The organism is Citrobacter sp. wls711, from assembly GCF_005281055.1.
Classification (GTDB): domain Bacteria; phylum Pseudomonadota; class Gammaproteobacteria; order Enterobacterales; family Enterobacteriaceae; genus Citrobacter; species Citrobacter gillenii.
Genome location: NZ_SZXC01000003.1, coordinates 1 through 21,227, shown reverse-complemented (window position 1 = coordinate 21,227; position 21,227 = coordinate 1). Strand labels below are relative to the sequence as shown.

Here is a 21,227-nt window from a genome sequence, read left to right as displayed (position 1 = left end):
AATTTGTCTACGGGCGTGGGGTCAGTCCATCTTCATCGTAACCCGAAGCCTGTCTGATAGTGTCGTATCAAACGAGTCGATAGTATTTGTCAGGTCTAACTTTTGCGGGCAATAACGTATCGCCGACCATTTCACGCAGATCGATTTCTATCGCATTACAGATGGCATTTAACGGCAGATCGTTATCCTCGCAACCAAAGGGGTCTTCCAGTTCTGCAGCAATCGCATCAAGTGCAAGTAAAGCATAGGTGGTAAACAATGAAAACAGCACGGATAGTGCGCCAAAATTATTGATAATAAGCAACGGATAAATGGCACAAAAAATATAGACGGTGCGATGTAATATCAATGTATAAGCAAACGGGATCGGGGTATTACTGATACGCTCGCAACCGCCCTGAATAGTACTGATAGTATTGAGATACTGATTTAAGTTTTGATAGTTAAGATCGTTCTGCCGATGCTGATGAAGCCACGCGCCAATCTCCAGCAGAAGAGCATTGCAGGGGGTGGTTATGTTACGTTGTTCTCGCAGATGTGGAGCACAGTTTGACACTATCTCTGGTGTACTTTCATGACGAAGTGCAGATTTCAGAGCATAGCAGTAACTCACGAGTAAATGAACGACGCTGAGTATTTCCGCCTGGGTTGCCGGTGTGGTGTTTTTAATCTCACGAACTAATGAGCGTGCCGTAATTAATAAATTACCCCACAAATTTCTGGCTTCAGAGTAACGCATCCATGCCGCATTGTTGCGGAAGCCAAGAAATATCGAAATAGAAATGCCAATAAAGGCAATCGGGTTCTCTTTTGCGATTATTCCATGCATATGCCATAACGGAATAATGAATAAATATAAGGCATTTAACATGGAGAATAAGAACAACTTTGGCAATATCTTCTTCATGACCGAACCCCGCCACGAAAATAAGAGTTTGAGCCAATGTTGTTCGGGTCTGACAATCATGAGTTATCCTGCAACGATATTTCTGACAAGGTTCTGTATAAAGGCTTTAGTTTAGTCAGGTAGTGTTCAAACACTTTCGTTTTATCTGACAGAGGGATGACACCATCAAGCAGACCTTCTTCATTGATGCTGGAGGAAGGAATGGTCAAATGTTCCAACCCCTGAGCATGTAACTGATAATCAATCGTGACATTGCCGAAGTTGCTTGTGCGTATGATATCAAACTGAATGCTACCAAAAAGCGTGATCATCAACCTGCTGTTTTGGCACGGGACAACCTGATGATAGTAAGTGTTTTCAGTGAGTACGATTTGCTTTAACAGTGACATCGTATAAGTATTCCAGTACTTATCCATTTTCACTTTTTTATTGTGAATGATGCTGGCACTGCTCTTGAGAAAATCTGTTTGTAACATAGGACCTCTAAACCTCAATAAATAAATATGAGAATTATTCACATGTATAAAATTTATGTTTTTAGTATTTTTAATGCTTCTGACGCAACGTTTTTATTAAATGACGGGTTGTCAGATATGCGTGTTATTAAACTCATTTTCTTAATTAATGCAAAAACATAGCTATATCTTGAAAATAAAGAATTATAGTAAGTTCTGACAGCAGAGAAACGCTTAACGTTTCTAACTATACAGGACATAACGGCGATTGGGTAGTTTTTGATTGTTCATTAATAATCAATCCAGAGTTTTGCATTGCTGCGATAAATGCGCTATTGCATTCATGGGTAGTATATTTTTTGCCATGCCTCATTTTGTTTATCTCTAATATCCCCATAATGATTAGTTGGTGGTATTTATTATGGTATTAAAGATGATCTTAATGATTATTATCTCAATCAACGGGATGACGTTTCCTACTGTAGTAGAACGCGTTGCGTAAAATTAAAACAACCACAGGAGTATAAACGTCGGTATGGATATACTCCTTTTGTATGTGGTTTTTCAACGGGAGGGCGGTGTCATTTTGGCTCTATCTCCAGGTTTACGATGTGAGTGGTAAGATTTATGCGTCTGACCTAATGGGTTGCGCATCCGCGATTTCATCGCGGCCACATTGTGCGGCGATGCGTAAAATCAATTCTGCAGGCAGTTGGAAGTTAGGGTTAACATCCTCGCGTGCCGCGCTGATGAGTTTTTGTCGTTTGCACATGGCGTTAATGCATTCAAGTGGACTAAATCAATCGCTTGATTGAATTCTCTAATGAAAATAACATTGGGTGTTTTAAACCACAAAAATAAGATTTTTTATTGTTTATCGTCCCCAGATTTGGATAGGTAATTATGCTTCTGCTCTTAGAGAAACATTCAGCGTAGACATCCATATGATTTAATACTTCGGTATTTAATGATCTGGCCTTTGTGTATATCTCCGTGGCGAAAGCACTGCATTGACTACAGTTGCAATGACATGTGGCGTAATCAGTAGAGATGATACAATCATCATTGTCTAGGTTAAATCCTAATTTCCTTCGTCGAGTATAGGCATCCATTATTCCTCTGGCTTCATGTTTCAACAACATGTTTGCCCACTCACCTCTTTTTAAATAGGGTGATAATATATAGCTCAGTAACAAGATAGTTCTTTCATTTACCGTAGGGTAGACGTTTACGGTGTTCATTTGTTTAGTTTTGATGATGAAATAGGAAGCTATTATAAAACCAAGGCAGCGGGCGGTACCGATTTCCAGATCTCTATTTCGTTTGTGTGTAGCGTCATTACCGCTTAAAGGCATAAATGAGTTTTCGAAAGCTAAAAAATCAGCAATAAACGCCATGGTTCTGATGTAGGACTGCTGATTTCCATTGTGCTGAAAAAACGCATGATGACTGCATATTAGATGAACCAGCTCATGGAAGAAAACAAAGTTCATAAAAGATTTTGCTGTGTTCAGTGAGACGTCTACTGATTGAGTATCAACTCTATTGGCAATCATACATAGAGCCGTATCTGCTAATGCCGTGTGCTTAAAGATCGTGGATAAATCGAGGCTGATATTTAAGTTATAGGTTCCTGCAACAATAATTACCCATGAGTAGAATCTCCGGTTAATTGCAATAAATGCAGTATCATCTTTGATATTTATCTGGACTAATGGTTCATTCTCATAAACAAACCCCCAAACAGATGCTCGCACAGGGATTAAGGCGTTTTGTCCTAGCCAGGCGTTGAGTGTTAAATCAAGCTCAGTAAAAGAATACCAGGTAATATCGGTGTCAATATCTGCCGGGGAACACCAGGATTGATAGGGCCAGGAGTCAGGCATGTTATCCGGGAATACAACATTGTTTAATGATTCTCGTATTTGATTCATTTTACTCTACACCATCAATCAATTGCTTCGTTTACTACCAGCAAGGCAACATGCGTTGCAATTCTGGTATCCTGTTTCTCTCCTTAAATGATGAATAAAATGCTTGATCGAAATTGTTATCACCCGAAAGTATGAAAATGCATATCGCTTGTATTTTTTCTGCACAACGAACGATGGTATCCAGACGGTTCGTTCATGGGATATTCCTGCTATATATATGCGTAAAAACAAGTGTAGGATAGTTTGTCATGGAAATAAAATTCATAAAAAATCAAACATTGGCAACACATTGAAAAATAATATTTGTTTGCATTATTCATCTTATAATATATAGGAATATGTCGTTTTCCCGTGCGGATAAGGTGCTTAACGGCTCTGGTTATCCAGCGGCGCGGCCTCGCTTCTGCGGCCCTGTGAGAGAGCCGCAGATGGCCTCATCTGCCGTTTATTTTACATGCGATATTCGATCATCCCGCTTTTGCTGGCAACCCAGTCATAAAGGCGCTGCCCGCGAAGGTTCGTTTCATGGGTGTGCCAGTATAATCTTGAAGCATGGCGTTTACGGGCGTGCCGCTGAACATACTCGATAAGCTGCTTACCGATGTGTTTGCCCCGGGCATCTTCGCTAACAAACAAATCTTCCAGATAGCAATAATGTGACTCAGACCATGTTGAGCGATGGAAGAGATAATGCACCAGGCCGACAATTTTACCGTCAGACTTCGCGACAGCACAAAAAATGGGCTCCACGGGATTGAGAAAACGTTCCCAGGTTAATTGTGTTACCTTTTCTGAAATGTTAGTGCGATAAAAAATCTGGTAGTTTAGCCATAGAGGAAGCCAGCTGGCGTAGTCTTGTTGTGTGACGGGCTCGAGAGTAATGGGTGTATCAGTATTTTGGTTACTCATAGTTCTCCTGATAGGTTTAGCTAGCGTGTTTTGTATTGTGGTTATCCTAAATAATGTATGAATCACCGCAAAGAGACACTTTGTATATATTGATAGGATCCACTTTTACCGTAAGAGTGAACGTCATGAAAAAAAACACGGCACCTTTATTTCAGGAGCTTTTTTTAGCAAAAGGCGTTATTAAGGAACAGGTCTATTATGCTCTGCGTAACGCTATTGTGGAAGGACGCTTAGCGTCAGGTACGAAGATACCCTCAACCCGGGCATTGTCCGAGATGATGTCAATTTCACGCAACTCGGTTATTGCCGGTTATGACCGTTTATTAGACGAAGGGTATATTCTGACACGCAAAGGTGCTGGAACATTTGTCACACAAAATATTCCTGACCGAAGCATAAGTAATGACTATCCTAAAATGAGGCCGGAGGATGAGCTGCCGTCAGAGGGGCAGGTCAATGCCGACATCGCGGCTGTGCACGACTTGTGGTCAGGGGATTATGAAGGGCGTGAACCCAATCGACTCTTCGCCATTGGCGTGGGGTGTACCGACCTCTTCCCTCATACCTTATGGGGAAAGTTGCTGGGACGAGTCTGGAGACAATCCCGGCATCAGTTGGGTTCTCACACCAGTCCCTGTGGTTTTCATCCCTTAAGAAAAGCGGTTTGCCACTATATTAAAACGACTCGGGGCGTTAACTGCAGTGAAGATCAAATTATCATCGTCAACGGTATTCAGCAGGCATTAAATATTACTGCGCGGGCGCTGCTTTCAAAAGGAAATGAAGTTTGGCTGGATGACCCCGGGTATAAAGGTGCGCGTGGGGTATTTATGTCAACAGGGGCAATAGTAAGACCCGTGCAGGTAGATAACGAGGGAATGAATGTTCAATATGGTATTACTCATTTTCCTCACGCAAAATTGGCCTATGTCGTTCCTTCAGATCAATATCCATTGAGCGGAACGCTGAGTTCATCGCGGCGACTTGAATTACTGGAATGGGCTAAGTTAAATCGGGCATGGATATTTGAAGATGATTATAATAGTGAGTTTCGTTATGCCGAACGCTCTTTGCAAGCATTGCAAGGATTAGATCAGCATCAGCGGGTCATCTATGCCGGGACATTCTCTAAAATGATGTACCCAGAGTTTCGTTTAGGCTTTTTAGTGGTCCCACCCGGTTTAAAAGAACAGTTTGTCGTGACGAAATATTTTTCAGATATTGGAACCAGCTATCTTGAGCAGGCTGTACTGGCGAGTTTTATTGAAGATGGGCACTACGCCAGTCATGTTCGTCGAATCCGTAAGGCGTGTTACGAGAGAAGGGCCGCATTGGTCAATGCTATTCAATACTATCTTGCCGATAAAATGACTGTTCAACCTTCTGATTCCGGTGTGCATATTGTGTGCTGGCTGCATAATGCGTTGACGGGAAAAGATGTTGAGGAAAAAGCCAGAATGCTTGGCATGGGAATACAATCATTGAGCCATTATTATCATGGGGAAGCTGCTCGACAAGGGGTTATGATTGGTTTTGCAAATCATCCACCCGCGGCTATTGTTGACGGTATTCGCCGTCTGGCACAGGTCATTTAGCCGACGTTTCTGTTTTTATTATGCGAAATGAGCAACGTCGCCGTTAAGGCAAGTATGCAAAATCAGCGCGTAAGATGATTGCGCTCGCGACGTGCCAGATACCTGTTATCCGGCATTCGTCGCGATAGGTTCGTCCTTTCAATGGCCTGGTTGCCATACTTACCCAGCCGAACGGCTTTTTTCGTTGCTGCCATCACCTAATTTGTACGCCAGCGCTACCACTAACGATTGCACCAGACACAGCGTGGCAGACTGCGATCGAAAGGCGTCGACCTGCGCCTCTTTCACCACAAAGCAGAGATCGCTGAACGTTGCCAGCGGACTGATCTGGCTGTCGGTAATCACTATCTGGCGAGCACCGGCATTCGCTGCCGTTTCACTGACCATGACGGTTTCTTCTGCGTAAGGCGAGAAGCTAATCGACACTACGATATCGTTCGCTTTAATGCGGTTTATCTGTTCGCGCAGCATTCCCCCCATCCCGTCGAGCAGAATAGGGCGGCACTCAAGATGGCTCAGGGCATAAGTAAGATAGGCGGCTACGCTAAATGAGCGTCGTAAACCAGCGATGTAAATCGTGTCGGCATCTGCCAACAGTTGTACTGCACGTACCAGCATTTCGGGTTCAGCGCGGGCCGCCAGCTGCTGTAAGGCCTGCGCATTCGAACGGGCAAATTCCTGCAGGATGTCCAGCGGGGTTTCCGGCACCGCTTCACTTTCCATTTCACGAAACAGTCGTGCGCGGTCGCTGTAGCTGGCGGTCTCTTCCACCAGGTTCATACGAAACAGCTGTTTCATTTCGTTGAAACCGGAGAAGTCAAAGGCATTAGCAAAGCGGATCAGCGTCGATGGCGGTACTCCGGCACGCTCGGCAATGACGGCAACCGTATCGAAGGCCACGCTATTGGTATTATCCAGCACATAGCGGGACACCTGCTGCAGCCTCTTGCTCAGGCTATCGTAGCGATCGCGGATTTGCTGCTGCAGCTCGTTCAGGCTGGTTGCTGTCGTCATTTTACCTCCTGTTACATCGTTTTATGATTCTAAACGCAAAGCCGCGTCTTTTAAACGTTGATGATTCAATTGCTGTTAAAAATGAAACAAAAGCTTCAATCCTCTCTTCGCGTGAAATACACGGATAGCCAGATTATTCTGGCAATGCTGCTTGTTAACATAAAAATCCACCCTTGATCACATTAATCAATATTTGTTTTATTTCAACTTAAAATGGAATATTTGTTTCATATATAGTACACAGAGAACAGTGTTCAGGTAACAGCCACGTATCAACAGCGAGAGGTTAAGGATGGAGACGGTAGCGAATTTTATTCACGGCGAATGTGTCACCGGTTCAGGCCAGCGTGTGCAGGCAATCTTCAACCCAGCCACCGGCGAACAAATCCGCCAGGTGGTGATGAGTACGGTACAGGAAACCGAGCAGGCCGTTGCGGCGGCGCATGAAGCCTTTCCTGCATGGGCGCGGCATTCTCCGCTAAAGCGTGCGCGAGTGATGTTCCGCTTTAAGGCTTTGCTGGAAGAGAACATGACGCGACTTGCCCGATTAATCAGCGAAGAGCATGGCAAAGTGTTCTCTGATGCCGTCGGCGAAATCACCCGAGGTCTGGAAGTGGTGGAGTTTGCCTGTGGGATTCCTCACCTGCAAAAAGGTGAGCACTCAGCCAACGTGGGAACGGGCGTCGATAGCCACTCGCTGATGCAGCCGCTCGGTGTGTGCGTAGGGATCACGCCGTTTAACTTCCCGGCGATGGTGCCGATGTGGATGTTCCCCATCGCGCTGGCGACCGGCAACACCTTTGTGCTGAAGCCGTCGGAAAAAGATCCTTCTCTGGTGCTCGAACTGGCAAAACTGCTGCAACAGGCGGGGCTGCCGGACGGTGTGTTCAACGTGGTTCAGGGCGATAAAGCGTCGGTAGACGTGCTGCTGACCGACCCGCGGGTTCAGGCCGTGAGCTTTGTCGGTTCAACCCCCATAGCCGAATACATTTATCAAACTGCATCGGCTCACGGTAAACGCTGTCAGGCGCTCGGTGGGGCAAAAAACCACTGTATTTTAATGCCGGATGCCGACATGGAGATGGCCACCAGCGCCATTATGGGCGCAGCTTATGGCGCGGCAGGGGAACGCTGCATGGCGCTTTCCGTCGTCCTGGCCGTCGGCGATAAAACGGCAGATGAACTCTGCGCCCGACTGGAACAACAGATTGCGGCGCTGCGCGTCGGGCCGGGCCTGGACCAGACGCCGGAAAATGAAATGGGACCGCTGATCTCCTCGGCGCACCGCAGTAAAGTACTCGGCTATATTGATAGCGGTGAATCTCAGGGTGCCCGTTTGCGCGTTGACGGTCGTGGCTTTAGCGTCAAAGGTCATGAGCAGGGCTACTTTGTCGGGCCGACGTTGTTCGACAAGGTCACGACAGAGATGACCATCTATAAAGAAGAGATTTTTGGACCGGTACTTTCTGTGGTGCGGGTAGCAGATTACGCCAGCGCGGTGGAACTGATTAACCGTCATGAATATGGTAATGGCACGGCTATCTTCACCCGTGACGGCGGCTGCGCGCGTCGTTTCTGCGAAGAGGTTCAGGCCGGGATGGTTGGGGTAAACGTCCCGATCCCGGTCCCGATGGCGTTCCACAGCTTTGGCGGCTGGAAACGCTCTATCTTTGGTGCGCTCAACGTTCACGGCAACGACGGCGTGCGTTTCTACACCCGAATGAAAACCGTCACCGCACGCTGGCCGGAAATGCAGCAGGACACGGGCGCGGCGTTCTCCATGCCGACGCTGGGCTGACAGGAGGCGCTATGCAAACCGAACGTATGACCATGGCCCAGGCGCTGGTCAAATTCCTCAATCAACAATATGTCTGCGTTGATGGACATGAAACGCCCTTCGTGGAGGGCGTGGCGACCATCTTTGGTCACGGTAATGTGCTCGGAATCGGCCAGGCGCTGGAGCAGGATGCCGGGCATCTGAAGGTGATGCAGGGATGTAATGAGCAGGGAATTGCGCATATGGCGACAGGGTTCGCCAAACAGCATCGCCGACAGCGTATTTGGGCCGTGACATCGTCGGTAGGTCCCGGAGCGGCCAATATGGTGACGGCGGCGGCAACCGCCACGGCGAACCGCATTCCGCTGCTGCTGTTGCCGGGGGATGTTTACGCCAGCCGCCAGCCGGACCCGGTATTACAGCAGATTGAGCAGTATCATGATCTTAGCATCAGCACCAACGACTGCTTCCGTCCGGTCTCTCGTTACTGGGATCGTATTAACCGTCCAGAGCAGTTAATGAGCGCAATGTTAAGTGCGATGCGAACACTTACTGACCCCGCAGATACTGGCGCAGTGACGATTTGCCTGCCGCAGGATGTGCAAGGTGAGGTCTGGGAGTATCCGCTTAGCTTCTTCGCGCGCCGTGTTCACTACATTGAACGCCGACCGCCTGACCCTCAGCGTCTGGAGAGGGCCCGGGCGCTGATTGCGCGTAAACAGCGCCCGCTGGTGGTGTGCGGTGGTGGCGTGCGTTACGCCGGCGCACATGAGGCGTTTCGTACGTTTGTCGAGACGCTGCATCTGCCGTTTGCTGAAACCCAGGCCGGAAAGGGCGCGCTGGTAAGTGACCACCCACTTAACCTGGGCGGTATCGGCGTGACGGGAGGTATGGCGGCGAATCAACTGGCAACCCAGGCCGATCTGGTTATTGGCATTGGCACACGTCTCACCGACTTTACCACCGGTTCGAAAGCCTTGTTCTCGCACCCGGACGTGGAATTTCTGCTGCTGAACGTGGCGGAATTTGACGCTTTAAAGCTGGATGCTACCGCGCTGATTGCCGATGCCCAAACCGGGTTGACCGCGTTAACGCAGGCCATGACGGCGTATCGTAGCCGTTGGGGAGATGAGATTGCTGTCGCGCAATCGGCCTGGCGCGAAGAGTGCCAGCGTTTATGGACGCGCGACTGGCGTCCTGATGATGCGCCCGAAGTGGCAGGGCATCTTGATGCGCAACTGGCGGAATATGGCGACACGCTCAACACCCGCCTGACCCAGACGCGGGTACTGGGGCTTATCAACCAGCATATTGAAGATAACGCCATTGTGGTGGGCGCGGCCGGTTCGTTACCGGGGGATTTACAGCGACTCTGGCAAGTTAAAACGCCGGACAGCTATCACCTGGAATACGGCTATTCCTGTATGGGGTACGAGATTGCCGCCGCCGTCGGGGCCAGGCTGGCAAAACCACAGCAGCCAGTGTACGCCATGGTGGGCGATGGTTCGTACATGATGCTGCACTCTGAGCTGCAGACCGCCGTGCAGGAGGGCATAAAAGTCACCATCCTGCTGTTTGATAATGCCAGCTTTGGCTGCATTAACAATCTGCAGATGGGCCATGGGATGGGCAGTTTTGCTACCGAAAATCGCCATCGCAACCCGCAAACCGGGCGGCTGGACGGGTCGCTGGTGAAGGTCGATTTTGCCCAAAATGCCGAAAGCTACGGCTGTCGTGCGTGGAAGGTTCATGATGAGCAAAGCCTGCTGGCGGCGCTGGCGGCGGCACGTGCGCATCCCGGCCCGACGCTGCTGGACATCAAAGTACTGCCGAAAACCATGACCCATGATTACGCCTCATGGTGGCGAACCGGCGATGCGCAGATGGCTGAATCACCTGCGGTACGCCAGGCCGCAGAACAGACGCTAACGCAGCTGAAAAACGCCCGTCAGTACTGAGGTAGAGTCATGCCGGATGGCGCTGCGCTTACCCGGCCTACGGACTATGGTTAACGGCCGGATAAGGCGTTAGCACCGCCATCCGGCAATCCGCCATAACGAAATTTTCATTTCATTTCTCCTAGTTTTTTACACGTTGCCCTCTTCCCGACCGGAAGAGGGCGAATTTCCCTATCTGGCACCCGTTGATGTTGTGATATTGATAACAGATTTTGTCTCACTTATCTCAAAAGTGTTAACCTGCACTCAAAAACATAATTTTCACTATTTATAAAAATGAAATAAATGTTTTATTTATAGTGTCGTTAGTTCATCGCATTCACCAACACCGGGAGCCGTTATGTTTAACATTGCTTTACTGGGCGCTGGCCGAATTGGCCAGGTACATGCAGCTAACATTGCCAGTCACAGTGCCACCACACTCTGGTCCGTTGTCGACCCGAATCAGGAATTTGCCACCCGTCTTGCCTCGCAATATCAGGCCCGTCTGCAGAGCCTGGATGAGGCGATGACTGACCCGAACGTTCATGCCGTGCTGATCGCCTCCGCCACGGATACCCACGCGGATCTGATTGAACTGGCTGCCCGTCACGGTAAGGCCATCTTCTGCGAGAAACCGGTACATCTGGACCTGGCCCGCGTTCGCGATTGCCTGAAAGTGGTCAAAGAGTACGACGTACCGCTGTTTATCGGTTTTAACCGCCGCTTCGATCCGCAGTTTCGCCGCGTGAAAACGGATGTGCTGGCCGGGCGTATCGGTAAGCCGGAATCCCTGCTGATCATTTCCCGCGACCCGTCACCGCCGCCGGCTGAATATGTCCGTGTGTCCGGCGGGATGTTCCGCGATATGACTATCCATGATTTTGATATGGCGCGTTTTATCATGGGAGAAGAGCCGGTCTCGGTATACGCCCAGGGCAGCAACCTGGTCGACCCGGCGATTGGTGAAGCCGGGGACATCGATACCGCATTTATCGTCCTGAAATATGCTTCCGGCGCGATGGCGACCATCGTCAACAGCCGCCGCTCTGCTTACGGTTATGACCAGCGCCTGGAGCTGCACGGCTCTGAAGGGCTGCTGTGCGCGGGCAACATTCTGGAAAATCAGGTGCAGCACTATGGCAAGACCGGCTGCACCAGTGCCCTGCCGGAACATTTCTTCCTGCAACGCTACAAATCAGCTTATGCCGCGGAATGGGAACATTTTGTGGCCGTGCTGCGTGGCGAAGCGGTCCCGGATTGCAGCGGTGATGACGGTGAGCGTGCGCTGTACCTCGCGGATAAAGCGCTGGAATCCCTGCACAGCCAGCGTGAAGTTCTCCTCTGATTGTTATACCCAACCCCCCTACACAGAGAGACATAATAATGAAAAAACTGATCTTAGCTGTCCTCATCGCCATGACCTCCGGGACAGCAATGGCTGAAAACGAACAGATCGTGTTCAGTACGCCAAACCTGGCGATGCCGTTTGAAGTCCACATGCAGCGTACGGCGGTGAAAGCCGCAAAAGAGATGGGCGTAAATCTACAGGTTCTTGACGGGCAGGGTAGCTCGCCGAAGCAGGTCGCTGACCTGGAAAACGCCATCACCCGTGGGGCGCAGGGATTTATCGTCTCCCCCAATGATGTTAACGCCGTCTCCAGCGCGGTAGATGAAATCCAGGATGCAAAACTGCCGGTTGTCACGCTTGACCGCTCCGTTGACAGCCAGAAGAAAGTGCCGCACTTCGGTGCCAACAACTACAAAGGTGGCCAGGTGATTGGCGACTTTGTGAAAACCAAATTCCCTGAAGGGGCGGACATTATTCTGCTCACCGGCCAGCCGGGATCGTCTTCCAACATTGAACGGACCAAGGGTATTCGCGACAGCCTGAAAGCGGGTGGCGAAAAGTACAAGATCGTCGCCGATCAGACGGGTAACTGGATGCGTTCTGAAGGGATGCGCATTGTTGAGAGCGTGCTGCCTTCGTTGCCGAAACGTCCGCAGGTGATCCTCTCCGCTAACGACGACATGGCGCTGGGGGCCATTGAAGCGCTGCAAGCCCAGGGGATGAAACCCGGTGAAGTGCTGGTAACGGGCTTCGATGCGGTGCCGGAAGCGCTGGCGCGTGTGCGTGATGGCTGGATGGCGGTGACGGCGGATCAGCGTCCTGGCTTTGCGGTCACCACGGCGATGAGCCAGCTGGTCGCCAACGTGCGTGAGAAGAAGCCGATCACCGGCGCGGACTATCCGCCAACGCTTATCACCAAAGAGACCCTGCAGCAGGCTGAGCGTATTAACGAGGCCGGTAACTAATTTATACACGTCATCCTTCAAGCTGCCTCTGTGTTGGCTGCATCTGCTCACCCCAGTCACTTACTTGAGTAAGCTCCTGGGGATTCTCAGACTTGCCGCCTTGATGCAACTTGAATGATTTTCGGCGGCTCACTCTAAAGGAGGAGCAGGCTGATGTCGCAACCCTTACTGAATGTGACCGACCTGGCAAAAAGTTTTTCCGGCGTCTGGGCGCTGAGCAGCGCGCAATTGACCGTTGGGGCAGGTGAGATTCACGCGCTGCTGGGTGAAAACGGCGCAGGAAAATCGACCTTGCTGAAGGCGCTGGCGGGCGCGCAGCCGCAAACTCGCGGTGATATCTGGTTCAACGGTGAAACGTTGCCGGTGGATGATTCCCCCGTTGAGCGGCAGAACAAGGGCATTATCACTATCTATCAGGAATTTAACCTGCTGCCGAATATGACCGTCGCCGAGAATATGTTCCTCGGACGTGAACCGCGCAAACGCAATCTGATTGTTGATGAAAAGGCGGTGAATCAGGAAGCGCAGGTGATTCTGGATTATCTGCAGTTGAACGTGGCGCCAACCACCGCAGTGGCTCGCCTGAGCGTGGCACAACAACAAATGGTGGAAATTGCCCGTGCGCTGACCCTCAATGCGAAGCTGATCATCATGGATGAGCCTTCTGCCGCACTGAGCGACAGCGAAGTGGAAAGCCTGCATCGGGTGGTGCGGGAGCTCAAAAGCCGCGGTGTGAGCATTATTTATGTCACCCACCGTCTACACGAAGTGTTCCAACTCTGCGATCGGTTTACCGTTTTCCAGGATGGCCGCTTTACCGGCAGCGGCGAGGTTGCCCAGACCACGGTAGAACAGCTGATCCGCCTGATGGTTGGGCGTGACGTGGCGTTTAATCGTCGCCCGCCGAGTGAAACCCATCATCAGGACAAACCTGTCCGCCTGGCGATCAAGGGACTAAGCCGCGTAAAACCGCCGCTGGATCCGCACGGCATTGCGCTGCATGACATCAGCTTTCACGTCCATGCCGGAGAAGTGTTAGGCATTGCCGGGCTGGTGGGCGCCGGGCGCACTGAAGTCGCGCGCTGTCTGTTTGGCGCCGACGCCTTTACCTCTGGCACCTTTGAACTGGATGGCGTGCCGTACCTGCCGCGCGATCCGCTGTATGCCCTGGATCAGGGCGTGGCGATGGTCCCTGAAGATCGCAAAAAAGAGGGCGCGGTGCTGGGGTTGTCGATTCGCGACAACCTGTCGCTCTCCAGCCTCTCTTCTCTGTTGCATTGGCGCTGGTTCGTCAACACCCGCAAAGAGGATGCGCTGATTGAGGCTTATCGCCAGGCGCTGCAGATCAAAATGGTCAACAGCGCCCAGGAAGTGCGCAAGCTCTCCGGTGGCAACCAGCAAAAAGTGATTCTGGCGCGCTGCATGGCGCTCAATCCCCGCGTGCTGATCGTCGATGAGCCGACGCGTGGCATTGATGTCGGCACTAAATCAGAGGTGCATCAGGTGCTGTTTGAAATGGCGAAAAAGGGCGTGGCGGTGATAGTGATCTCCTCCGATCTGCCTGAAGTAATGGCGGTTTCCGACCGGATAATCACCCTGAGTGAAGGTCGTGTGACCGGCGAGATCCACGGCGATGACGCCAACGACGAGCGGCTGATGACGATGATGGCCATCAACCACAACGCCCTGAACGCGGCATAACGGAGTTTCTCATGACGCAGATGATTTCTAAAACGCAGGTTCCGGGTAAACGTGCCGGACGCCTCGATCCCATCGCCTTTTTTGAGCGCTTCGGCGTGCTGATTTTTATGATCCTGCTGCTGATTTTCTTCCAGTTGCAGAACAGCAATTTTCTCTCTGAACGTAATATTTTCAACATTCTGACCGAAGTGTCGATCTACGGGATCATGGCCGTAGGGATGACCTTTGTCATTCTGACCGCCGGGATCGACCTGTCGGTGGGGTCCATTCTCGCGGTCTGCGCCATGACCGCCGCGTATGTGATTAAGGGCGACAACTTTACCACCGTTGACCCGAACGCCTGGGGCGGCCTGAGCTGGCTGGTTGGGCTGGGAATTTGCCTCGCGATGGGCACCGCGATTGGCTTTCTGCACGGACTCGGCGTGACTCGCCTGCGCCTGCCGCCGTTTATCGTCACCCTCGGTGGGATGACCATCTGGCGCGGCCTGACGCTGGTGGTAAACGACGGAGCGCCGATCGCCGGTTTCGATGCGGGCTACCGCTGGTGGGGACGCGGCGAGCTGCTCGGCATTTCCATTCCTATCTGGATCTTCGCGCTGGTGGCTATCGGCGGCTATCTGGCGCTGCATAAAACCCGCTGGGGTCGCTTTGTGTACGCCATTGGCGGCAACCCGGAAGCGGCGCGTCTGGCGGGGGTCAACGTCAAACGGGTACTGGTGAGCGTGTATGTGCTGATTGGCTGTCTTGCCGGGCTGGCGGGCTTCATTCTCAGCGCGCGTCTGGGCAGCGCTGAGGCGGTGGCCGGGATCTCGTTTGAGCTGCGCGTTATCGCCTCGGTGGTGATCGGCGGAACGTCGTTAATGGGCGGATACGGGCGGATCGGCGGCACCATTATCGGCTCAATCATCATGGGTATTCTGATTAACGGCCTGGTCCTGATGAACGTCTCAGCTTACTACCAGCAAATTATTACCGGGTTAATTATCGTTCTGGCGGTGGCGTTCGACACCTATGCCAAGAGCCGTCGCGGCGCATTGTGAGGGATAAATAATGAAAGAGGTACGCATTGGATTGATTGGCACCGGGTATATCGGCAGGGCGCACGCCATCGCCTATGCCCAGGCGCCGACGGTGTTCGACCTGCGCGGCAAGCTGGTGCGCGAAATGGTTGCCGAAGTCACGCCGGAGCTGGCGGCGCAGCGGGCGCAGGCGTTTGGCTTTAACCGTTCAACCGGGGACTGGCGCGCGCTGGTGGCCGACCCGGCCATTGATGTAGTGGATATTTGTTCACCCAATCATTTGCACAAAGAGATGGCGCTGGAGGCGATTCGCCACGGCAAGCACGTCTACTCGGAAAAGCCGCTGGCGCTCAATGCGCGTGACGCTCACGAGATGGTTGAAGCGGCGAAGCGGGCCGGGGTGAAAACGCTGGTGGGGTTTAATTACATGAAAAACCCGACGGCGAAGCTGGCGAAAGAGATCGTCGAGCGCGGTGAGATTGGCGAGGTGATCCACTTCTACGGCACCCACAACGAAGACTATATGGCCGACCCACTTTCGCCCATTCACTGGCACTGCTTTAAAGAGACCGCAGGGCTGGGAGCGCTCGGCGATCTGGCTGCGCATATCGTCAACATGGCCCAGTATCTGGTCGGTGATATTCAACAGGTCTGCGGTGATTTGAAGATTGTGGTGCCGGAACGCCCGGCGCAGGCCGGTTCATCGCAAAAGGTGGCGGTGGAAAACGAAGATCAGGCGCACGCGATGGTGCGTTTTGCGGGCGGTGCACAGGGCGTGATTGAAACTTCTCGCGTCGCCTGCGGGCGCAAAATGGGGCTTTCGTATGTGATAACCGGGACCAAAGGGACCATCAGTTTTACTCAGGAGCGTATGGCGGAACTGAAGCTCTATCTGCATGACGATCCGGTGAATCGCCAGGGATTTCGTACGCTGCTGGTGGGGCCTGCGCATCCGGACTATGCCGCATTTTGCCTGGGGGCGGGGCACGGTATCGGTTTTAACGACCAGAAAACGGTGGAAGTGCGTGATCTGGTCGACGGCATCGCCGCCGATGTGCCGATGTGGCCGGACTTCGAAGAGGGTTGGAAGGTGTCGCGCGTGCTGGACGCCATTGCGCTCTCACACCGGGAAGGCCGCTGGCTGAACGTGAACGATATTGTCTGAAGAGGTATCAACGTGGAAAAGCAGTTTGATGTGATATGCATGGGCCGCGTGGCGGTTGACCTCTACAGTCAGCAGATAGGTGCGCGTCTGGAAGATGTTTCCAGTTTTGCTAAATACCTTGGCGGCTCGTCAGGTAATGTGGCTTACGGCACGGCGCGCCAGGGGCTGCGCTCGTCAATGCTGGCGCGCGTGGGTGACGAGCATATGGGCCGTTTTCTGCGCGAAGAATTACACCAGGTAGGATGCGATACCAGCCACCTGATAACGGATAAAGAACGCCTGACGGCGCTGGTACTACTCGGCATTAAAGACCGGGACACCTTTCCTCTCATTTTTTACCGTGACAACTGCGCGGATATGGCGATTGTCGCCAGCGATGTGGATGAACAGTACATCGCGTCTGCTCGCTGTCTGGCCATCACCGGGACCCATCTTTCTCACCCGCAAACCCGCGACGCGGTGCTGACCGCGCTCGAATATGCCCGCCGTCACGGTGTGCGTACGGCACTGGATATCGACTATCGCCCGGTGCTATGGGGGCTGACCTCATTAGGCGACGGCGAAACCCGCTTTATTGCCGCCGAGCAGGTAACGCGTCAGTTGCAGGACGTACTGCATCTTTTTGATGTGATTGTCGGTACCGAGGAGGAGTTTCATATTGCCGGTGGCAGCACCGATACGCTGCAGGCGCTGGCACAGGTACGGGCAGTGAGTAAGGCGACGCTGGTCTGCAAACGTGGGGCGCTCGGCTGTTCGGTATACACCGACGCCATTCCACCGCGACTGGATGACGGCCTGACGGTGACCGGCGTGCGCGTGGAGGTGCTCAACGTGCTGGGCGCGGGCGATGCGTTTATGTCCGGCCTGCTGCGTGGCTACCTTAACGATGAAGGCTGGGAGCAGGCCTGTCGCTATGCTAACGCCTGCGGCGCACTGGTGGTATCGCGCCACGGTTGTGCCCCGGCTATGCCGAGCAAACTGGAGCTGGATGATTATTTATCTCGGGCTGACACGGTGCCACGCCCGGATATCGACCCGCGTCTTAACCATCTGCACCGCGTCACGACGCGTCGTCGGGAATGGCCGGAACTGTGCGTGATGGCCTTCGATCACCGCAGCCAGCTTGAAGAGATGGCCTTGCAGTGTGGCGCTTCGCTAAAACGCATCCCGGCACTAAAACAGCTGATCTTACAGGCCAGCCGGGAAGCGGCGAGTTGCGCCGGGCTGGATGGCAAAGCCGGGCTGTTGTGCGACGGCACGTTTGGTCAGGATGCGCTGAATGCCATCACCGGTGAAGGGTGGTGGATAGGCCGCCCCATCGAACTGCCGGGCTCGCGTCCGCTGGAGATGGAGCACGGCAATATCGGCACGCAACTGATCAGCTGGCCGCAGGAACACGTGGTGAAATGCCTGGTCTTTTTCCATCCGGAAGATGCTCACGCCCTGCGTCTGGAGCAGGAGCAAAAAGTCGCGGAGGTGTACCACGCGTGCTGCCAGTCCGGGCATGAACTGCTGCTGGAAGTGATCCTGCCCGCCAGCATGCCACGCAGCGATGAGCTCTATCTGCGGGCCATTTCCCGCTTTTATAACCTGGGGATTTACCCCGACTGGTGGAAGCTACCGCCGCTCTCTTCTGCGGGCTGGACGGCGCTGAGCGAGATCATTGCGCGTCGCGATCCGCACTGCCGTGGGGTAGTCATTTTAGGGCTTGATGCGCCGGCCGATCAGCTCCGTGCTGATTTCAAAGCCGCTGCGGGTCAGGCGCTGGTAAAAGGGTTTGCCGTGGGACGGACATTATTTGGCGATGCCTCCCGCGCCTGGCTGAAACACGATATCGACGATGCGCAGCTGGTGGCGCGTATTCGGGACAACTACCTGCAGCTTATCGCCTGGTGGCGCGAGCGCGGACACGCATAATTCAGGAGAAGAGAATGACGGTACAATTAGGCATTAATCCACTGACATGGACCAACGACGATCTTCCTTCACTCGGTGCTGAGACGTCGCTTGATACCTGTCTAAGCGAAGGCAAAGAGGCCGGGTTTGCCGGGTTCGAGCTAGGTAATAAATTCCCGCGTGAAGCGCGCTTGCTGGGGCCGATCCTGCAACGCCACGACCTGCAGCTGGTTTCCGGCTGGTATTCCGGTCGTCTGCTGGAGCGCAGCGTGGAGGAAGAAATTGCCGCCGTACAGTCACACCTGACGCTGCTACGTGAGCTGGGTGCGAAGGTGCTGGTGTTCGCTGAAGTGAGCGGCTGTATTCATGGCGAGCAGCAGACGCCGGTTCATCTGCGTCCGCGATTCCCGCAGGAGCGCTGGCAGGAATACGGTGAGAAGCTGACCGAGTTTGCCCGCTATACCCAGCAGCAGGGCGTACAGATTGCCTATCATCACCATATGGGGACAGTGATTGAGTCCGCTGAGGATGTGGATAATCTGATGACGCATACTGGCAATGAGGTGGGATTGCTGCTGGATACCGGCCATCTGACATTTGCCGGTGCAGACCCGCTGGCGGTGGCGCAGCGCTGGGCATCACGTATTAATCATGTTCACTGCAAAGATGTGCGTGCCGACGTGCTGGCCGACGTGAAAAACCGTAAAACCAGCTTCCTCGACGCGGTCCTGAGCGGCGTCTTCACCGTGCCAGGCGACGGTTGCGTGGACTACCCGCCGATAATGGCGCTGCTAAAGGCAAATCAGTATCAGGGTTGGCTGGTGGTGGAGGCAGAGCAGGATCCGGCTATTGCGCATCCGCTGACCTATGCACGTCTGGGCTATAACAATCTTAGCCGTCTGGCGCGGGATGCCGGGCTTATCTGAGGAGGCGACATGTCACGTTTATTATCACCCTGGCAGCCGCCGAACGTGCAAGGGCGTACCCAGTCGGTGACGCCGGAAGGGGCGGGCTGGGGATATGTGGGCTTTGAGGCGTATGAACTGGCGGAGGGGCAGCAGTTGACGCTGCCCGCCGTCAGCGAAGAACGTTGTCTGGTGCTGGTGGCCGGACGCGCGACCATCAGCACGCCAGGGGCAACGTTTACCGACATCGGCGAGCGTATGAGCCCCTTTGAGCGCATCAAGCCGTGGGCGGTTTACGTGACCTCTCAGGAGGCTGTACAGGTCACCGCGCTGACGACGCTTGAGCTGGCGGTGTGCGCTGCGCCGGGGAAGGGCACGTACCCGACACGACTGATCGCCCCGCAGGATATCGACGGTGAAGCGCGCGGCAAGGGAAATAACCAGCGCTATGTGCATAACATTCTGCCGCAAGACAAACCTGCCGACAGCATGCTGGTGGTCGAGGTCTGGACCAATGAGGGATGCACCAGTTCGTACCCGAGCCATAAGCACGATACCGACAATCCCCCACAGGAAACCTATCTTGAGGAGACGTACTACCATCGCCTCAACCCGGAGCAGGGGTTCTGCATGCAGCGGGTGTATACCGACGACCGGACGCTCGATGAGTGTATGGCAGTCTACAACCGCGATGTGGTGATGGTGCCGAAGGGCTATCATCCGGTGGCCACCCTGGCAGGCTATGACAGTTACTACCTGAACGTGATGGCCGGTCCGGTGCGTCAATGGATGTTCACCTGGGAAGATGACCATGCATGGATTAACAGCGATTATCCTGCGGATAAATAGGGGAATGAGTTTGGTGATTATGGTTATCAGCGAACGTTAGTTGCTTTTATTCTCTGGAAAATCTGTTTATTGGGTCATTGTCTTGGATCCTAGAGCAATGACATGATCGGTGCAAAAAGCTGCCATTGCCGGGTTTCCATAGTTTTAGGCACCTCAAAAACAATAAAGCTTTATGAGGTGCCTAACAAGGTGCCTAAAAGGTTCGGATTTAATTAGTTGGCATCAGACTTCGCGGGACAAACTGAGGGCACAAAAAAGCCCGCAGGGCTTACGCCGTGCGGGCTCTTAGGACTTCATCGGATGACTCTGGTAATCACCGATGGAGAATTTTGGTGGGCTGGCGGAATTTGAATAAAATAATTAATGTTATGTTTTTATTGGGTTTTTATTAATTCAACTTTTATCGGTATACCTAAGCGTATACCAATGGTGGTTTGTTGCATTCCTTCTTTTAGTTGAACAGACCTGTTTCTGAACAGTCCACATCAAGGAAGAAACTTTTTTTAGAAAAACTATTCACACTGTTCATATCCTTATTTTTCTTTTTAATATCAAAATGATAGATGGTGATTAGTTGGTGAAGAGTGAACAGTCAACTCTTCACCTCAGCGCATCTCTGGCCTGTTTTCGGCGACAATCACCACAATACGATGGTGATGATGGGGGGGTAAAAAGTTTTTTTGGTGAAAACTGTTCACACTGTTCACTTCTGATTTTTATTATTTATTTTCAATGTATTAGGGCGTGAACACCCGGTGAACAGTGAACACTTTACTGTTCACCTCCGCAGGTTACAGGTACAGGCGTTACAGTCTGCTGTGAGCGAGATATAGTCATTCGCACCCTGA

At 52.5% G+C, this 21,227-nt stretch carries 16 protein-coding genes; 11 read left to right on the top strand and 5 right to left on the bottom strand.

Annotated features, from left to right (window positions below; all coding sequences use genetic code 11):
* Positions 1 to 67 precede the first annotated feature (67 nt).
* From FDW98_RS00350 to FDW98_RS00335, 4 genes are all read right to left on the bottom strand, one after another.
* Positions 68 to 967, bottom strand: a complete 900-nt coding sequence (locus FDW98_RS00350) for a bestrophin family protein (protein WP_096756042.1) — start codon at positions 965 to 967, stop codon at positions 68 to 70.
* Complete coding sequence (locus FDW98_RS00345; RefSeq protein WP_096756043.1) at positions 964 to 1,383, bottom strand: hypothetical protein; 420 nt, start codon at positions 1,381 to 1,383, stop codon at positions 964 to 966. The genes FDW98_RS00350 and FDW98_RS00345 overlap by 4 nt, the downstream gene beginning before the upstream one ends.
* Positions 1,384 to 2,156: 773 nt before the next feature.
* Positions 2,157 to 3,296 (bottom strand): hypothetical protein, encoded by a 1,140-nt coding sequence (locus tag FDW98_RS00340; protein WP_096756044.1) that lies wholly within the window; start codon positions 3,294 to 3,296, stop codon positions 2,157 to 2,159.
* Positions 3,297 to 3,746: 450 nt separating this feature from the next.
* Positions 3,747 to 4,205 (bottom strand): GNAT family N-acetyltransferase, encoded by a 459-nt coding sequence (locus tag FDW98_RS00335; RefSeq protein ID WP_096756045.1) that lies wholly within the window; start codon positions 4,203 to 4,205, stop codon positions 3,747 to 3,749.
* A gap of 125 nt (positions 4,206 to 4,330) precedes the next feature.
* Between FDW98_RS00335 and FDW98_RS00330 the strand changes: the two genes are divergently transcribed.
* A complete protein-coding gene (locus tag FDW98_RS00330; RefSeq protein WP_096756046.1) occupies positions 4,331 to 5,800 on the top strand; it encodes a PLP-dependent aminotransferase family protein in 1,470 nt (489 codons plus the stop codon).
* Positions 5,801 to 5,959: 159 nt separating this feature from the next.
* Here FDW98_RS00330 and FDW98_RS00325 read toward each other — a convergent pair whose 3' ends face one another.
* A complete protein-coding gene (locus tag FDW98_RS00325) occupies positions 5,960 to 6,814 on the bottom strand; it encodes a MurR/RpiR family transcriptional regulator (protein WP_096756047.1) in 855 nt (284 codons plus the stop codon).
* 292 nt (positions 6,815 to 7,106) lie between these two features.
* On the opposite strand from FDW98_RS00325, the gene FDW98_RS00320 reads away from it, so the two are divergent.
* From FDW98_RS00320 to iolB, 10 genes are all read left to right on the top strand, one after another.
* On the top strand, positions 7,107 to 8,612 hold the full coding sequence (locus FDW98_RS00320; protein WP_096756048.1) for a CoA-acylating methylmalonate-semialdehyde dehydrogenase: 1,506 nt from the start codon (positions 7,107 to 7,109) through the stop codon (positions 8,610 to 8,612).
* 11 nt (positions 8,613 to 8,623) lie between these two features.
* The gene (gene iolD / locus FDW98_RS00315) at positions 8,624 to 10,549 is read left to right on the top strand and encodes a 3D-(3,5/4)-trihydroxycyclohexane-1,2-dione acylhydrolase (decyclizing) (protein ID WP_096756049.1); all 1,926 of its coding nucleotides are present in this window, start codon (positions 8,624 to 8,626) and stop codon (positions 10,547 to 10,549) included.
* A 340-nt stretch (positions 10,550 to 10,889) separates the two neighbouring features.
* Entirely contained in the window at positions 10,890 to 11,876 is a 987-nt protein-coding gene (iolG, locus tag FDW98_RS00310; protein WP_096756050.1) for an inositol 2-dehydrogenase, read from the top strand.
* Between the two features lie 38 nt (positions 11,877 to 11,914).
* Positions 11,915 to 12,844 carry a substrate-binding domain-containing protein gene (locus tag FDW98_RS00305; protein WP_096756051.1) on the top strand — a complete coding sequence of 310 codons (930 nt, stop codon included), beginning with the start codon at positions 11,915 to 11,917 and terminating at the stop codon, positions 12,842 to 12,844.
* A gap of 153 nt (positions 12,845 to 12,997) precedes the next feature.
* Complete coding sequence (locus FDW98_RS00300; protein WP_096756052.1) at positions 12,998 to 14,545, top strand: sugar ABC transporter ATP-binding protein; 1,548 nt, start codon at positions 12,998 to 13,000, stop codon at positions 14,543 to 14,545.
* An 11-nt stretch (positions 14,546 to 14,556) separates the two neighbouring features.
* Positions 14,557 to 15,585, top strand: coding sequence for an ABC transporter permease (locus FDW98_RS00295; protein WP_096756053.1), 1,029 nt, complete (start codon positions 14,557 to 14,559; stop codon positions 15,583 to 15,585).
* A 10-nt stretch (positions 15,586 to 15,595) separates the two neighbouring features.
* Complete coding sequence (locus FDW98_RS00290) at positions 15,596 to 16,729, top strand: Gfo/Idh/MocA family protein (protein ID WP_096756054.1); 1,134 nt, start codon at positions 15,596 to 15,598, stop codon at positions 16,727 to 16,729.
* A gap of 12 nt (positions 16,730 to 16,741) precedes the next feature.
* The gene (gene iolC / locus FDW98_RS00285) at positions 16,742 to 18,646 is read left to right on the top strand and encodes a 5-dehydro-2-deoxygluconokinase (RefSeq protein ID WP_096756055.1); all 1,905 of its coding nucleotides are present in this window, start codon (positions 16,742 to 16,744) and stop codon (positions 18,644 to 18,646) included.
* A 14-nt stretch (positions 18,647 to 18,660) separates the two neighbouring features.
* Positions 18,661 to 19,551, top strand: a complete 891-nt coding sequence (gene iolE / locus FDW98_RS00280) for a myo-inosose-2 dehydratase (protein ID WP_096756056.1) — start codon at positions 18,661 to 18,663, stop codon at positions 19,549 to 19,551.
* 9 nt (positions 19,552 to 19,560) lie between these two features.
* Entirely contained in the window at positions 19,561 to 20,379 is an 819-nt protein-coding gene (gene iolB / locus FDW98_RS00275) for a 5-deoxy-glucuronate isomerase (RefSeq protein WP_096756057.1), read from the top strand.
* Positions 20,380 to 21,227: the final 848 nt, after the last annotated feature.

Excerpts from the sequence above, each read along its gene's own strand:
- FDW98_RS00295 (WP_096756053.1), top strand. The coding sequence starts at position 14,557 with ATGACGCAGATGATTTCTAAAACGCAGGTTCCGGGTAAACGTGCCGGA.
- iolB (WP_096756057.1), top strand. The coding sequence starts at position 19,561 with ATGTCACGTTTATTATCACCCTGGCAGCCGCCGAACGTGCAAGGGCGT.
- FDW98_RS00305 (WP_096756051.1), top strand. The coding sequence starts at position 11,915 with ATGAAAAAACTGATCTTAGCTGTCCTCATCGCCATGACCTCCGGGACA.
- FDW98_RS00335 (WP_096756045.1), bottom strand. The coding sequence starts at position 4,205 with ATGAGTAACCAAAATACTGATACACCCATTACTCTCGAGCCCGTCACA.
- iolG (WP_096756050.1), top strand. The coding sequence starts at position 10,890 with ATGTTTAACATTGCTTTACTGGGCGCTGGCCGAATTGGCCAGGTACAT.
- FDW98_RS00340 (WP_096756044.1), bottom strand. The coding sequence starts at position 3,296 with ATGAATCAAATACGAGAATCATTAAACAATGTTGTATTCCCGGATAAC.
- FDW98_RS00330 (WP_096756046.1), top strand. The coding sequence starts at position 4,331 with ATGAAAAAAAACACGGCACCTTTATTTCAGGAGCTTTTTTTAGCAAAA.
- iolD (WP_096756049.1), top strand. The coding sequence starts at position 8,624 with ATGCAAACCGAACGTATGACCATGGCCCAGGCGCTGGTCAAATTCCTC.
- iolE (WP_096756056.1), top strand. The coding sequence starts at position 18,661 with ATGACGGTACAATTAGGCATTAATCCACTGACATGGACCAACGACGAT.
- FDW98_RS00290 (WP_096756054.1), top strand. The coding sequence starts at position 15,596 with ATGAAAGAGGTACGCATTGGATTGATTGGCACCGGGTATATCGGCAGG.
- FDW98_RS00345 (WP_096756043.1), bottom strand. The coding sequence starts at position 1,383 with ATGTTACAAACAGATTTTCTCAAGAGCAGTGCCAGCATCATTCACAAT.
- FDW98_RS00320 (WP_096756048.1), top strand. The coding sequence starts at position 7,107 with ATGGAGACGGTAGCGAATTTTATTCACGGCGAATGTGTCACCGGTTCA.
- FDW98_RS00300 (WP_096756052.1), top strand. The coding sequence starts at position 12,998 with ATGTCGCAACCCTTACTGAATGTGACCGACCTGGCAAAAAGTTTTTCC.
- FDW98_RS00325 (WP_096756047.1), bottom strand. The coding sequence starts at position 6,814 with ATGACGACAGCAACCAGCCTGAACGAGCTGCAGCAGCAAATCCGCGAT.
- FDW98_RS00350 (WP_096756042.1), bottom strand. The coding sequence starts at position 967 with ATGATTGTCAGACCCGAACAACATTGGCTCAAACTCTTATTTTCGTGG.